The sequence below is a fragment of the Micromonospora sp. DT178 genome (genome assembly GCF_049841695.1).
GTDB lineage: Bacteria > Actinomycetota > Actinomycetes > Mycobacteriales > Micromonosporaceae > Micromonospora.
Map to the genome: position 1 here is coordinate 271,279 of NZ_JBNCKV010000007.1, position 13,796 is coordinate 285,074.

The window sequence follows — 13,796 nt, forward strand, 5'->3', positions numbered from 1 at the left end:
CTTTTCATCACCGCCGCGACGCCGTTTCGCCGACCGGCACAACGGGCTCCCGCGCGGGTCCGACGGGCGCCCGTCGCCGTGCCCAGAGGGCTAGCCTGGCGGCGTGCGTACGGTCGAACTGGTCTGCTCGCCCGACCTGGAGGCCGCCGTGCGCGGCGCCTGGGAGCGGCTGGCCGCGGTGGGGCTGCCCAGCCTGGCCCGCAACGCCCACCCGACGAACCGGCCGCACCTGACCCTCGCCGCGGTCGACGACTTCCCGCCCGGCGCGCAGCGGCGGCTGGCCGGCCTGTTCGGCGCGGCGTTGCCCCTGCCCGTGCGGCTGGACCGGATCGCGGTGCTCGACGGCAGCGCCCCGCTGGTGTGGCTGGTGCACCCGTCGCCGGAGCTGACCGCCCTGCACGCGTCGGTGTGGGACGTCCTCGCCGGGGCCCCGGGCCAGCGCCCCTGGCACGCGCCGGGGCGCTGGCGGCCGCACCTGAGTCTGGCGCTGCGCTTCCGCGACGCCGACCGCCGGCTGGCCCGCGCGGTGGCGGGCGCCGACCGCCCCGACGGTGCCTTCGTCGCCGGGCGCAGCTACGACGGACAGAGCCGGACGGTCAGCCCCCTCGGCGGTGCCGACCACCGCACCTGACTGCTGGAAGGCGCGCCCCGCCGGGCACTACTGGAAGGCGCGCCCCGCCGGGCGCCCGGGACGGGACCGGGCCCCCACCGTCCGGCGGGGGCCCGACCGATCGCGCGGGGTCAGCGGTGGAAACGCAGGTAGTCGAAGTGCGCGGTGACCGCCGGGTCGGCGCCGCCGTGCGCGACCAGCCCGATCCGGGGGATGGTGTCGGCCGGGAAGGTCCACACCCCGCCCCACGTCCAGTTCCGCCCGTCCCGGCTGGACCCGGCCCGGAACTCGTGCTCGCCGGTGGCCGGGTCGACCCGGTGTGCCAGCCGCAGCCAGGTGGTGGTCGCCGGGGTGCCGACGATGTTTCCGCCGTAGACCGGCTGGCCGGCGAAGGGCAGCTCGTAGCCGTACTCCACCTGCCGGGTGTTCCAGATGGCGACCTGCGCCAGCCGGGCGAACCGGTCGTCGTCGACGTAGGCGACCAGCCCGGCCTGCTGGTAGTTGCGGACGGTCTCCTCGCCGAGGTCCAGGGTCACCTTCGTCTCCACGACGTAGTCGCCGTCGGGCGCGTCGCGCAGCAGCACGCCGGCGGTGTTGCCGGTGCCGGTCAGGTCGGCGCCCTGCACCGGCCAGCGCAGCGCCCCGCCGGACACGGTGGCCGCCGGGTCCTGCCGGACCCACCGCCACGCCGGGTCCAGCCCGCCGGTGAACTCGTCGGAGAACGCCGGCAGCAGGCGGCCCGCCCGCGGCTCGGCCACGGCGTGGCGCACCGGCCGGTGCAGCCGGGCGACGCTGACGTTGTCGAACCCGGCGGCCCCGCCGGTCGCGGTGAGCGTGAGCCCCCCGGCCACCGGCCGCGCCAGCGGCAGCGACACCACCGCCAACTGGTCGCCGAGCCGGGCCGGGCTCAGCTCGGCCACCAGGTGCCGGCCGCGGACCTCGACGGCGAGGTGGTGCCCGGCCGCGGCGTCGAAGCCGGCGGGCAGCGGCGCGCTCGCGGTGCGGTCGCCGTCTCGGGCGACCAGCCGGCCGGCGGCGGCGTCCACCCGCACCGAGACCCGGTCGCCGAGCGTGAGCCCGGCCGCTGCGGCGGCGGGCAGCCGCAGGTCGGCCTCCGCGCGCACGTCCCCGCCCACGGTCGTACGGCTGGTCAGCGCGCCGCTGCCGGTGAGCCGGCCGTCGGCGACCCGCCAGTCCCCGGCGCCGCGTCGCCAGCCGGCCAGCCCGGCGTCGAAGCGCTCGTTCACCCGGCCGGTGGTGACCGGCGCGGGCCGGGCACCCTCGGAGGGGCCGGCGCCGGCGTTCACCGTCGGCCAGCCGTCGATCCAGTCGAGGCGGTCCAGCAGCATCGGCCGCTCGTTGATGCCGAACGGCTCGTCCAGGTACGGGTCGGCGCGGTCGATCGCGTGGTAGACGATCCAGTCCTGGCCGGAGAGGTCGGTGAGGAAGCCGTTGTGGCCGGTGCCGATCCACCGGTTGCCGTTCTGGGTGAGCACCGGCGTGCCGCCGGCCCGGGAGGCGGTCAGCGCGATGCCGTCGCGGTCGACGAACGGCCCGCGCGGGTCGCGGGACCGGCCGACGTGCACGGAGTAGCCGGTGGCCGGGCCGGCGCAGCAGTTGGCCGCGGAGGCGAACAGGTAGTACCAGCCGTCGTGGCGCACCACGTGGCTGCCCTCGAACTTGTTGTCGACGGCGACCAGGGTGGGCGTGCCGACCGCGCGCAGCCCGTCGGCGGAGAGCTCGGTCACCGAGATGCCGCCGTAGTAGCTGCCGTGGTAGAGGTAGTGCCGGCCGTCGACGTCGGTGAACTGGCTCGGGTCGATGGTCCACAGCCAGCCCCCGCCACCGCCGGGGCGGGGCGCGACCACGGGCTCGTCGGCGAAGGTCCACGGGCCGGTCGGGGTGGGCGCGGTGGCCGCGCCGACGGCGAAGTCACCCCCGTCGGGGGAGACGGTCGTGTCGGTGACGGTCACGTACATGACCCAGCGGTCGCCGATCCGGCGCACGTCGGGGGCCCAGAAGCCGGCGCCGGGGGCCGCGTACGCCGGGCGTTGGCCGGCGCCGAAGGCGTCCCCCACGTACGTCCAGTCGACCAGGTCGGCCGAGCGGGCGGTGGGCACCCCGTGGAACGTCCCCTCGCCCTCGCGCAGCGGGTCGGTGGTGCCGTACGCGTACCAGAAGCCGTCCTCACCGCGGACGATCACGGGGTCGGCGAAGGTGTCGGCGAACCCGGCCGAGACGGGGTTGCGGTAGCGGGGATCGGGCGTGGCGGCGGCCGGCGCGGACGCCGTCGCGGCCAGGACCAGACCGATGGCGGCGGCGAGCGCCCCGGCGCGGCGGAGATGTCCCATCAGACCTGCCTCGGGTGCGGGAGTTCGATCAGGATCGGTGCGTGTCCGTTTGTACAACGTTGGATACAACGTTGTAAAGACGTGGCGACGCTTCGGTGCCGGCCGCAGGGTGCCCGTGCCAGCATGGGTCCGTGACCATCCCCGCGCCGGACGGCCGGCCCCTGGCCCGGCTCGCCGCCCTGCTCGCCGACGACACCCGGGCCCGCATCTGCCTGGCCCTGCTCGACGGCCGGGCGTGGACGGCGGGGGAGCTGGCCCGGCTCGCCGGGGTGGCCCCGTCCACCGCCAGCGACCACCTCACCCGGCTGGTCCGGGGCGGGCTGTTGGTCGAGCAACGGCAGGGACGACACCGCTACGTCCAGCTCGCCGGCCCCTCGGCGGCCCAGTTGGTCGAGGATCTGGCCGGCTACGCGCCCGGGCGGTCCGAGCCGGCCCGCTCACTGCGCGCCGCCCGTGCCGGCGCCGCCCTGGCGTACGCCCGCACCTGCTACGACCACCTGGCCGGGCACCTCGGGGTGCTGCTGCGCGACAGGCTGCTCGCGCGCGGGCTGCTCGACGGCGCCGGCGGGTCGGCGCTCACCTCGGCCGGGCGGGGCTGGTTGGCTGAGCTGGGGGTGCCGATCGCGCCGCTGCGGGCCGCCCGCCGTCCCCTGGTGCGCGACTGCCTGGACTGGACCGAGCGTCGGCCGCACCTCGCCGGCGCGTTGGGCGCGGCGCTGTGCGCCCGCTTCTTCGAGGCGGGCTGGCTGACCCGCGGCGGCGGACGGGAGGTCCGGCTGACCCCCGACGGTGCTCCGGCCCTGGCCGCCGCACTCGGTCTCGCACCGGCCGACCTCGCGCCGCCCGCGACCGCGCCGGACAGCGGCAGCGGTCGCGCCTGACCGGGTCGCGCCTGGCGGGCTGCGCCTGACGGGGGCGCGTGTGACCGGGGCGCGCGTGACCGGGATCGCGCCTCGTCCGCTCCGTTCGGCGCGTTCGGACCTCGTTCTTCGAGGCAGTTGGCGATCTCTGGAGACGACCCTGACCTCATTTCTTGAGACGGACGGCGAGGGACCCGGTCGCCGCCGTCGTTACCGTTCGTGACGGCTGGGTTGGTCACTCGTTGTAACTGTCGACGGCCCGGCCGCCCGATGCCCTCTGCGCCATTTGCTCTGCATCTCTCGGCGCACCACCATGCTGAACTGGGAGAACCGAAGAGGCGCGATGATCGAGGGCGCGAGTTTCGCTGACCGTCAGTAGCTGTTGCGTATGTGGATGCAGAGCAAAGGGGCCGGAGGCATGATGGCCGGCCGGCTCTGGCCGTCACGTTAAGTGACGGTGTGGCTGGCGTCGACCCGTCGCGACGATCCGTGCAGGTCCCCGAGGTCCGACCGTGACGGCAGCGCACGCGCCGGCAGCAAGCCGAGTTCCCGGCCGGCGTGGCGCTGCGCGTACGACAGCCCTGGCATGACGTTTCGGCGGGCGCCGAAGGGTTCCGGCCCTACCGTCGCGGGGAGACGACCGTCGCCGGCCCCACGGGGCCCGACCATGATCGAGGTGGAACCCCGATGAACGCGCGCTGCGCCGCCTTCCACGCCCTGCACCGCGCCGCCCGGCCGCTGCTGCTGCCCAACGCCTGGGACCACGCCAGCGCCGCCGCGTTCGCGGCGCGCGGGTACCCGGCGGTCGGCACCACCAGCCTGGGGGTCGCCGCTGCCGCCGGCGTGCCGGACGCGGCGGCCGCCACCCGGGCGGAGAACCTCCGCCTGGCCCGGGCGCTGCGCCCGCTGCCGGTGCTGGTGACCGTCGACGTGGAGGCGGGGTACGCCGACGACCCGGCGGTCGTCGCCGGGCTGGCGGCGGAGCTGGCCGCGCTCGGGGTGGTGGGGGTCAACGTCGAGGACGGCCGGGCGGACGGCACCCTCGACCCGCCCGAGCTGGCGGCGGCGAAGGTGGCCGCCATCAAGGCCGCGGCACCCGACCTGTTCGTCAACGCCCGCACCGACCCGTGGTGGCTCGGCACGCCCGATCCCCTGCCGGAGGCCCTGCGCCGGGCCCGCGCCTACCTGGCCGCCGGGGCGGACGGGATCTTCGTGCCCGGCGCGCCGGACGCCGGCACCGTCGCCGCCCTCGTCGCGGGGATCGACGCGCCGCTGAACGTGCTGCACCGGCCGGGCGGGCCCACCCTCGACGAGCTTCGGGCGCTCGGCGTGGCCCGGGTGAGCACGGGCTCGCTGCTGTTCCGGACCGCGCTGGGTGCCGCCCTGGACGCCCTGGACGCCGTCCGGTCCGGCGCCGCACCGCGCGCGGAACCGCCCTCGTACGCCGAGGTGCAGCGGTTGAGCGGGGCGTCCCTACCGTGACCCTTCGTGCGCGGCGATGACCGCCGCACGTCCCGAAGGAGTAGATAGGAGGATTGTTCGGACTCATCCCTCCCGGTCCGATTACGGTGTGTGCAGGGCGATGCACACAGTGATGCCGTGACGGGAGAGAGGACCCGACCATGCGAGTGCCCAGCCGAAGCCCGGGACAGCAGCCCGGTTCCTCCGTCACACCCGCCGCCCCGACCCGGCGGCGCGCGTTCGCCACCCCGCCGCGGCCCGCCGCCGCGCCGGACCTCGACGCCTACCGGACGGCCGTGGCCGAGCTGCTGGTCGAGGTCGGCGCCCTGGCCGGCGCGTCCTGCACGGCGGCCCGGCAGGTGCTGATCGACGACCGGCTGCGCGAGCCCGCGATCGCCGCCGTGCTCGACGCCACCCCGCAGGGGCTCGTCGGCGCCCGCGAGACGCTGCTGCTGGAGATGGCCCGCTACCAGCCCAACGCGCGCAGCTCCGCCGCCGACCTCACCGCACTGGTCCGGATCTACCTGCTCTCCCGCGTCGACGTGCTGTGGTGGCGTGACGCCCCTACGTTCCTCACCGACGCCCAGGTCGACGCCAGCCCGGAGCTGGTGGACCTGGAGTGGCTGCGCCGGCGGGATCTGCTGCGCTTCCGCTACACCGAGCAGCCGCGGACGCTGCTCCGCCGTGGGATGCGGGCGGTGCGGCGCCGGCTGCGACCCGACGCCACGCCGCGTACCGCCGGACTGCGGTTCCGGCGGGCCCGCCGCGAGATGGTGGCGCTGCTCAACGACGTCGCCCGCCAGTTCGCCGCCAGCACCCCGCCCGCCACGCCGCCGCTGTGGGTGACCAGCCTGGTCCGCAGCGCCGAGCACCAGCACCGGCTGCGCCGACTCGGGTACGCCGCCATGATGCCCAGCGGGCACTGCCTCGGCTGGGCGGCCGACGTCGAGATGGAGTGGTTCGACCGCTTCGGCGCGCGGGACACCCTGGCCGAGCTACTGCTGGCCCGGCAGCGGGCCGGCGAGGTCAACGTGGTCGACGAGGGGCAGGCGTGGCACCTGTGCCTCGCGCCGGCGGCGCGGCGGCGGCTGCGCCGGGCGTACGAAGCCGAGATGGGGGCCTGAGCCGATGTGCGGCATCGCGTTGAGCCTCGGCCCCGAGGCCGATCCGACGATCTTCCGGCGGATGCTCGCCACCCTCGCCCCTCGGGGCGAGGTCACCGAGACCCGCTACGAGAACGGCCTGCTCACCGGCACCCGCCGGCTGCCGATCGTGGACCGGGAACGCGCGGTGCAACCGTGGGCCTCCGCCGACGAGCGGTGGCTGCTCTGCTACAACGGCGAGGTCTTCAACCACGCCGAGCTGCGCGCGGAACTGGTCCGGCTGGGGCACCGCTTCCGCAGCGCCGGCGACACCGAGGTGGTGCTCGCCGCGTTCCTGCAGTGGGGCGAGGGCATGGTGACCCGGCTGCGCGGCGAGTACGCCTTCGCCGTCGTGGAACGCGCCACCGGCCGGGCCTACCTGGTCCGGGACCCGCTCGGCGTCAAGCCGTTGTACTGGGCGCGGACACCCGGCTGCCTGCACGTCGCCAGCGAGGTCAAGGCGCTGGTCGGGCACCGCGCCCCGATCGCCGAGGTGCCGCCCGGGCACCACGGCTGGGCCGAGCCCGACGGGCCGGTCCGGCTGCGCGCGTACGTCGACCTGCTGACCCTCGGTGAGGGGCTGCCGGTGGTGGACGACCCGGACGAGGCCGCCCTGCTCGTCCGTGCCGCCCTCACCGACAGCATCCGGATGCGGGTGGACACCGACCTCACCGTGGGGGTGGTGCTCTCCGGCGGGCTGGACAGCTCGCTGGCCCTGCTGCACGTGCGCGAGATGCACCCCGACTGCGTCGCGGTCACGGTCGGGGTGCCCGACAGCCCCGACGTCGCGTACGCGCGGCGGCTCGCGAGGGACCTGGGGGTGCCGCACGAGGTGGTCGAGGTGTGCCCGCGCGACATCCGGCTGGCCGACATCCGCGAGGCCATCCGGATGTCCGAGCTGACCGAGTACGGCGACATCATCAACGCGGTGGTCACCCTGCCGCTGTTCCGCCGGCTGCGGGAGCTGGGCGTGAAGGTGGTGCTCACCGGCGACGGCTCCGACGAGCTGTTCGGCGGCTACCCGATGTACCACGAGGTCGGCCCCGAGGCGTCCCGCCGGCTCTTCCTGCACAAGATTCGCAATCTCTGCCGTACGGAGTTGCAGCGCGTCGACCGGGCCAGCATGGGGAACGGGGTGGAGGCCCGCGTGCCGTTTCTGGACCTGAGCCTGGTCGAGCTGGCGATGCGGCTGCCGATCGGGCTGAAGATGCGCGAGGGGCAGGAGAAGTGGATCGTCCGGCGGGCCTTCGCCGACCTGCTGCCCGACTACGTCCGGCGCCGGCCGAAGAACCCGATGTCGTACTCCTCCGGGCTGCACGAGCGGGCCCGGCTCTACAAGCCGCTCTTCGCCCGGCTGCACCGCTCGTTCGGCTACCACCTGCTCGAACCGGTGCGCCGCGACTTCGACACGGTGCTGACCCGGTGCGGCAACGACCTGGACCGCGCCATCGCCGACGGCCGGGCCCGGCCCGACTACACCCTGCTGGAGCACGCCCGCGACCTGGCCGGCGCGGCGAAGTGGAACGCCGCCCCGATGGTGCGCCGGCTGGTCGGGCCGCGCCGCACGCGGGGCGACGAGGCGCCGCTGCCCGGGTGACCGGTCGGCACGCACCCCTCGCGGCGTCGGCCGGGCCGCGCCTCGCGACGGGGCCGCGCCTCGCGACGGGGCCGCGCCTCGCGACGGGGCCGCGCCTCGCGACCGCGCACGCCTCGCGCTCGGCGCGGATCAACCCCGGCGCTCGCGGGTAGTGGTGCGGGCATGGCGGGACTGGACGTGATGGTGGTCGGGCAGGTGGCGCGGGACCTCGTGCTGCTGGTGGACGAGGTGCCGGGGGCCGGCGGGAGCGCACCGGTACGGCGGCGGCGCGAGCTGCTCGGCGGCAAGGGGGCCAACCAGGCCGTCGGGCTGGCGCAGCTCGGCGCCGCCGTCGGTTTGCTCGGGGTGGTCGGCGACGACGAGGTGGGGGAGCGGTTGCTGGCGCAGGCGCGAACCGACGGCATCGACGTCCGGTGGGTACGGCGCCGGCCCGGCACCCCGACCGGGCTCATCGTCGACGTGGTCGACGCCGACGCCGACTGGCGCTACCTGGAGGACCTTCCCGAGGCCACCCTGCTCACCGCCGACGACGTCGCCGGGGCGGCATCCGCGCTGCGGGCCGCACGGGCCGTACTGGTGCAACTCCAGCAGCCGGCGCGGGCCGCCCTGGCCGCGGCCCGGACCGCCCGCGAGGCCGGCCGGCTGGTCGTGCTCGACGGCGCGCCGACCGACGCGGCCGACGTCGACGCGCTGCTCGCCGTCGCCGACGTGCTGCGTGCCGACGCGCAGGAGGTCGAGCTGATCACCGGCGATGCGCCGCGGGACGCCGGGGCGGGGCTCGCCGCCGGGCGAGGGCTGCTGCGTCGCGGCCCGTCGCTGCTGGCCATCGAGGTGGCCGGGGAGGGCAACGCGTTCGTCTGGCCGGACGGCGAGCTGTTCGTGCCGTTGAGCGAGACGCCCACCGTGGACGACACCGGCGCCGGGGACGCCTTCGTCGCCGCGCTGACCCTCGGCGTGCTGCGCGGTGAGCCCCGGGAGCGGGTCGCGCGGTACGCGGTCGCGGCGGCCGGTGCCACCGTCGGCCACCCGGGCGGCCGGCCCGCGCTGACACCCGAGGCGATCCGCGCGCAGCTCGACCGGATCCCGGCCGGGTGACCGGCGCTCACCCACGGGTGCCGACGGCGGCGACGGACGTTCGTCCACGGAGGAGGGTTTTCCGCTTCCGGGGCCCGGGTATCCCGGAAGCCTGACCGAGAGGCGGGTGACTGACATGAAGCGCAATCAATACCACGTCGTGCCGAACGGTGGCGGCTGGAAGGTCGAGCAGGGCAACCAGGTCGTCGGCACGTTCGACACCAAGCAGCTCGCCGTCGAGGCGGGGCGCCGGGCGGCGCACGGCAACGAGCCGAGCCAGCTCGTCGTGCACACGTCCGACGGCAAGATCGAGACGGAGTACACCTACCAGAACGACCCGTACCCGCCGACCGGCTGACCGCCGTCCGCCATGGACACGAACGGGCCCGACCCCCGCGGGGGTCGGGCCCGTTCGGCGCGGTGTGCGACTACCAGCTCAGGTAGCTGGGCTGGGTCTGCACGTTCAGCTCGCGGTAGCGCACGAGGTTGGCCGACCAGGTGCGCCAGTCGGTCAGCTTCAGGACGTCGAGGCCCTTGGTCATGTCGTTGGAGTAGATGTAGCCGTTGTAGTAGTACGCGGACCAGGTGCCGCCGCCGACCAGCCGGTCGGCCGAGAGCGGACCCCGCTCCCAGAACGCGATCTCCTTCGGGTTGGCCGAGTCGGTGAAGTCCCAGACGGAGATGCCGCCCTGGTACCACGCCTGGACCATGATGTCGCGCCCGAGCACCGGGATCAGCGAGCCGTTGTGCGCCACGCAGTTCTCGGTGTCGGCGTTGATCCGGGGGATCTTGTAGTAGCTGCGGAAGACCATCGTCCGGGCGTCACCGCGACCGGTGATGTCGTAGATGGCGTCCGCGCCCCGCTCCGGTCCGATGGCCTCGGTGCAGGTGGCCGCGCCGCCGCCGCCCAGCTCGTCGGTGAAGACCACCTTGGTGCCGGCGTTGTTGAACGTGGCCGAGTGCCAGAACGCGAAGTTGACGGTGTCCCGGACCCGGTTGATCAGCCGGGGGGCCTCGCGGTTCGAGATGTCCATCAGGATGCCGTCACCCATGCACGCGCCCGCGGCGAGGTCCTTCTCGGGGTAGGCGGTGATGTCGTGGCAGCCGGTGGTCGCCGAACCGCCGGGCCGGCCCTCGTAGCCGCCGTCCGGGAAGAGGTTCGGGGAGGTCACCACCGCCGCGTCCGTGGGGGACTTCACCGGCACCTTCACGATGGAGATGGAGTCGTGCGGGGGCTGGCAGTCGGGGAACTCCGCCCGCGGGCTGTACGAGGAGACGTACAGGTAGACGGTCTTGCGGTCCTTGCCCGGCACGAGGGTGTGGGTGTGCGACCCGCAGGCCGTCTCCACCGCCTTGACGTAGCGGGGGCTGGCCTTGTCGCTGATGTCGAAGATCTTGATGCCCTCCCAGGACGCCTTCTCCGTCGCCGGCGCGCTGGTGCTGTTGCAGGAGTCGTCGCTGCGGGAGGAGTCGGTGGAGAGGAACAGCAGGTCGCCGTGGACGGAGATGTCGTTCTGCGACCCGGGGCAGTAGACCTGCGACACCACCGTCGGCGCGGTCGGCCGGGAGATGTCGTAGACGACGAAGCCGTTGTAGTTGCCGGCGAAGGCGTAGCGGCCCTGGAAGGCGAGGTCGCTGTTGGTGGCGTCCAGCGGCGCCTGCTTGGGCAGGTTGGCGACCTGCCGGAGGTTGGGGCTGCTGACGATCTCGTCGACGCCCGGGATGGTGTTGGCAACGCCCACCGTGCCCGAGGGGGCCGACCGCGTCGCCACGTCGGCACTTCCCGGTGCGGCGGTGGCGACGCTGGCGAGGAGTAGGCCGGCCGCGGCCAGGCTCACGGTGGTGAGCCGCCTGGCCCGCAAGGTGCGGAAACTGGTCATCGGCGACGTCCTTCGCAAGGGGATGGCGATTGTGGACACCCTACCGTCCGAAGAGTTCCATCGATGTGACGCGGATCACATGAAAGCTCGTCCGTCGATGGATAGCATCGCCATGACCTCTACCGGGGGGAGTGGCCCATGACCAGCCGTCGCGCGCGGACCCTGGCCGTCGTCATATCCGCGTGTCTGTTGGCGGTGGTGGTCGTCGTCCTGTCCCGTTCCGCCGGCGGCCCGACCACGGCGCCGGCGGGACAGGCCGCCGCCGCGACGTCCGCCCCGGCCGGTCCGAGCCGCCCCGCGGTGATCGTTCCCGGTCGGCCCGGCGAGACCGCCGCGGTCCGGCCCGCCGAGGAGATGCGCGACGCCGCCACGGCCCGGCACAACTCGATGGACGTCTGGTTCGTCCGGATGATGATCCCGCACCACGCCCAGGCGCTGGAGATGGCGGAGCTGGCCGGCGACCGCGCCGGCGACCCGGCCCTGCGCGCCCTCGCCGAGCGGATCCGGGCCAGCCAGGGCCCGGAGATCGGCCTGATGCGGGGCTGGTTGCAGGCCCGCGGGCTCTCCACCGAGGTGGCCGGGCACGACCACGGCGGCATGCGGGGCATGCAGACACCCGAGGCCATCCGGCAGCTCGCGGCGGCGCGGGGCGCCGAGTTCGACCGGCTCTTCGTGCGGATGATGACCGAGCATCACCAGGGCGCGGTCCAGATGGCCACGGACCTGCTCAAGGTCGGCGCCGACCTCACCCTGTCGGAGTTCGCCAACTCGGTCGCCACCGAGCAGACCGTCGAGATCGACCGGATGCGCGAGCTGCTGGCCTGAGCCGGGCGGCCCGGCCCGGGCTCGGGGCGGAGTGGCCCCCTGACCTGCGGCACGTACGCTGGGTGACCGTGAACCGCACGATCCTCGGCCGCCCCCTGCGCGGCGTCGCCTTCGACGCCTTCGTCTCCGCCACGGTGGCGCTCCTCGGCCTCGCCGGCCTGGCGAACCAGCCCGGCGGTGGCATGGCCACCTTGGTCGGGGCCGCGATGGCGGTGGCGCTGCTGTTCCGCCGGACCCACCCGTCGGCGGTCGCCCTGGTCGTGGCGGCGCTCGCGCTGGTGCAGGTGGTCGCCGGGTGGGGGCCGCTGGCCTTCGACGTCGCCGTGCTGATCGCCCTCTACAGCGTGGTCAAGTACGCCGACCGGCTCCGCGACGGGGTCCTCGCCGGGATCGGCGCCGCCGTCGGGGTGGTGCTGGCCGGCCTCCAGACCCAGGGCGCCATCTCCTGGTGGGCGACGGCGATCTACTACGGGCTGGTCACCGGGGCGGTCTGGCTGGTCGGGCTGAACGTGCGCACCCGCCGGCTCTACGTGCTCAGCCTGGAGGAGCGGGCCGCCACCCTGGAACGGGAACGCGAGGCGGAGGCGCGCGCCGCGGTCGCCGGGGAACGCACCCGCATCGCGCGCGAACTGCACGACGTGGTGGCGCACAGCATGGCGGTGATGATCGTGCAGGCCGACGGGGCGCGGTTCACGCTCGACCGGGACCCGGAGACCGCCCGCCAGGCGGTGAAGGTGGTCGCCGACACCGGCCGGCAGGCGCTGGAGGAGATGCGCCGGCTGGTCGGCGTACTGCGGGAGCCCGACGCGCCGGACGCGGAGGCCGGGCCCGGCGCGGCGGGTGCGCCCGGCGACGCCGGGGCGAGCGCCGACCCGGCCCACCGCCGGTTGGCGCTGGCGGAGCTGCCCGCCCTGCTCGACCGGTTCCGCGCCGCCGGCCTCCGCACCCGGCACGCGGTCTCCGGCGAGCCGGCGCCGATGCCGCCCGGGCTGGAACTGACCGTCTACCGGGTGGTGCAGGAGGGGCTCACCAACGCGCTGAAGCACGCCGGGGTCGGTGCCGACGTCGAGGTCACCGTCACGCACGCCGGCGACGCCGTGCTGGTCCGGGTGGTCGACGACGGACGCGGCCGGCCGCCGGTCAGCCCGGCGCCGTCCGGCGGGCACGGCCTGGTCGGCATGCGCGAGCGGGTCGGCGTGTACGACGGCAGCCTCACCGCGGGGCCGCGACTCGCCGGGGGCTGGCAGGTCGAGGCACGGCTACCGCTACCGTCGACGTCCCCGACGACGGAGGTGGCGGCGGCATGACGGTCCGCGTGGTGATCGTGGACGACCAGGCGCTGGTCCGCGCCGGCTTCCGGATGGTGCTGGACTCCCAGCCGGACCTGGCGGTCGTCGGTGAGGCGATCGACGGCGCCGACGCCCTGCGGCTGCTGGCCCGCGTCGAGGCCGACGTCGTGGTGATGGACGTCCGGATGCCGACCATGGACGGGGTGGAGGCGACCCGCCGGATCTGCCGGGACCGGCCCGCCGGACCGCCCCGGGTGCTGGTGCTCACCACCTTCGACACCGAGGCGGACGCCTTCGCCGCGCTCCAGGCGGGTGCCAGCGGCTTCCTGCTCAAGAACGTCCCGCCGGAGGAGCTGCTGGCGGCCATCCGGGTGGTCGCCCAGGGCGACTCGGTGGTCGCCCCGTCCATCACCCGGCGGCTGCTCGACCGGTTCGCCGGCCGGCTCGGCCCGGGGCCCGCCGAGGACCCCCGGATCGGCCAGCTCACCGAACGCGAGCGGGAGATCCTCCTGCTGGTGGCGCAGGGGCTCTCCAACGCGGAGATCGCTGCCCGGGTGCACGTCGCGGAGGCCACCGTGAAGACGCACGTCGGCCGGATCCTCGCCAAGCTCCAGCTCCGCGACCGGGTGCAGGCCGTGGTGCTGGCGTACGAGACGGGGCTGGTCACCCCCGGCGGCTGAGCCGGCCTACGACCCAGGTCGTACGGG

Annotated in this window: 12 protein-coding genes; 10 read left to right on the top strand and 2 right to left on the bottom strand. The window is 75.0% G+C overall.

Features of this window, described 5'->3' with window-relative positions; genetic code table 11:
• Positions 1–103 precede the first annotated feature (103 nt).
• Entirely contained in the window at positions 104–631 is a 528-nt protein-coding gene (locus ACLQ22_RS16145) for a 2'-5' RNA ligase family protein (protein WP_425692990.1), read from the top strand.
• 110 nt (positions 632–741) lie between these two features.
• Here ACLQ22_RS16145 and ACLQ22_RS16150 read toward each other — a convergent pair whose 3' ends face one another.
• Positions 742–2,961: a family 43 glycosylhydrolase gene (locus ACLQ22_RS16150; RefSeq protein ID WP_425692991.1), complete on the bottom strand. Its 2,220-nt coding sequence runs from the start codon at positions 2,959–2,961 to the stop codon at positions 742–744.
• A gap of 137 nt (positions 2,962–3,098) precedes the next feature.
• On the opposite strand from ACLQ22_RS16150, the gene ACLQ22_RS16155 reads away from it, so the two are divergent.
• The 6 genes from ACLQ22_RS16155 to ACLQ22_RS16180 all read left to right on the top strand — a co-directional run bounded on the left by ACLQ22_RS16155 (position 3,099) and on the right by ACLQ22_RS16180 (position 9,453).
• Positions 3,099–3,842 (top strand): ArsR/SmtB family transcription factor, encoded by a 744-nt coding sequence (locus ACLQ22_RS16155; RefSeq protein ID WP_425693058.1) that lies wholly within the window; start codon positions 3,099–3,101, stop codon positions 3,840–3,842.
• A 666-nt stretch (positions 3,843–4,508) separates the two neighbouring features.
• Complete coding sequence (locus ACLQ22_RS16160; protein ID WP_425692992.1) at positions 4,509–5,303, top strand: isocitrate lyase/PEP mutase family protein; 795 nt, start codon at positions 4,509–4,511, stop codon at positions 5,301–5,303.
• 140 nt (positions 5,304–5,443) lie between these two features.
• Positions 5,444–6,406 (top strand): DUF5715 family protein, encoded by a 963-nt coding sequence (locus ACLQ22_RS16165; RefSeq protein ID WP_425692993.1) that lies wholly within the window; start codon positions 5,444–5,446, stop codon positions 6,404–6,406.
• Positions 6,407–6,410: 4 nt separating this feature from the next.
• The gene (locus ACLQ22_RS16170) at positions 6,411–8,021 is read left to right on the top strand and encodes an asparagine synthetase B family protein (protein WP_425692994.1); all 1,611 of its coding nucleotides are present in this window, start codon (positions 6,411–6,413) and stop codon (positions 8,019–8,021) included.
• 162 nt (positions 8,022–8,183) lie between these two features.
• Positions 8,184–9,116, top strand: coding sequence for a PfkB family carbohydrate kinase (locus ACLQ22_RS16175; protein ID WP_425692995.1), 933 nt, complete (start codon positions 8,184–8,186; stop codon positions 9,114–9,116).
• A gap of 115 nt (positions 9,117–9,231) precedes the next feature.
• Positions 9,232–9,453 (top strand): DUF2188 domain-containing protein, encoded by a 222-nt coding sequence (locus ACLQ22_RS16180; protein ID WP_425692996.1) that lies wholly within the window; start codon positions 9,232–9,234, stop codon positions 9,451–9,453.
• Positions 9,454–9,523: 70 nt separating this feature from the next.
• Here the strand turns inward: ACLQ22_RS16180 and ACLQ22_RS16185 are convergent, their stop codons facing one another.
• Positions 9,524–10,975 carry an LVIVD repeat-containing protein gene (locus tag ACLQ22_RS16185; protein WP_425692997.1) on the bottom strand — a complete coding sequence of 484 codons (1,452 nt, stop codon included), beginning with the start codon at positions 10,973–10,975 and terminating at the stop codon, positions 9,524–9,526.
• 138 nt (positions 10,976–11,113) lie between these two features.
• Between ACLQ22_RS16185 and ACLQ22_RS16190 the strand changes: the two genes are divergently transcribed.
• The 3 genes from ACLQ22_RS16190 to ACLQ22_RS16200 all read left to right on the top strand — a co-directional run bounded on the left by ACLQ22_RS16190 (position 11,114) and on the right by ACLQ22_RS16200 (position 13,769).
• Complete coding sequence (locus ACLQ22_RS16190; protein WP_425692998.1) at positions 11,114–11,800, top strand: DUF305 domain-containing protein; 687 nt, start codon at positions 11,114–11,116, stop codon at positions 11,798–11,800.
• Between the two features lie 62 nt (positions 11,801–11,862).
• Entirely contained in the window at positions 11,863–13,107 is a 1,245-nt protein-coding gene (locus ACLQ22_RS16195; protein ID WP_425692999.1) for a sensor histidine kinase, read from the top strand.
• Complete coding sequence (locus ACLQ22_RS16200; RefSeq protein ID WP_425693000.1) at positions 13,104–13,769, top strand: response regulator; 666 nt, start codon at positions 13,104–13,106, stop codon at positions 13,767–13,769. Before ACLQ22_RS16195 ends, ACLQ22_RS16200 begins: the two co-directional genes overlap by 4 nt.
• Positions 13,770–13,796: the final 27 nt, after the last annotated feature.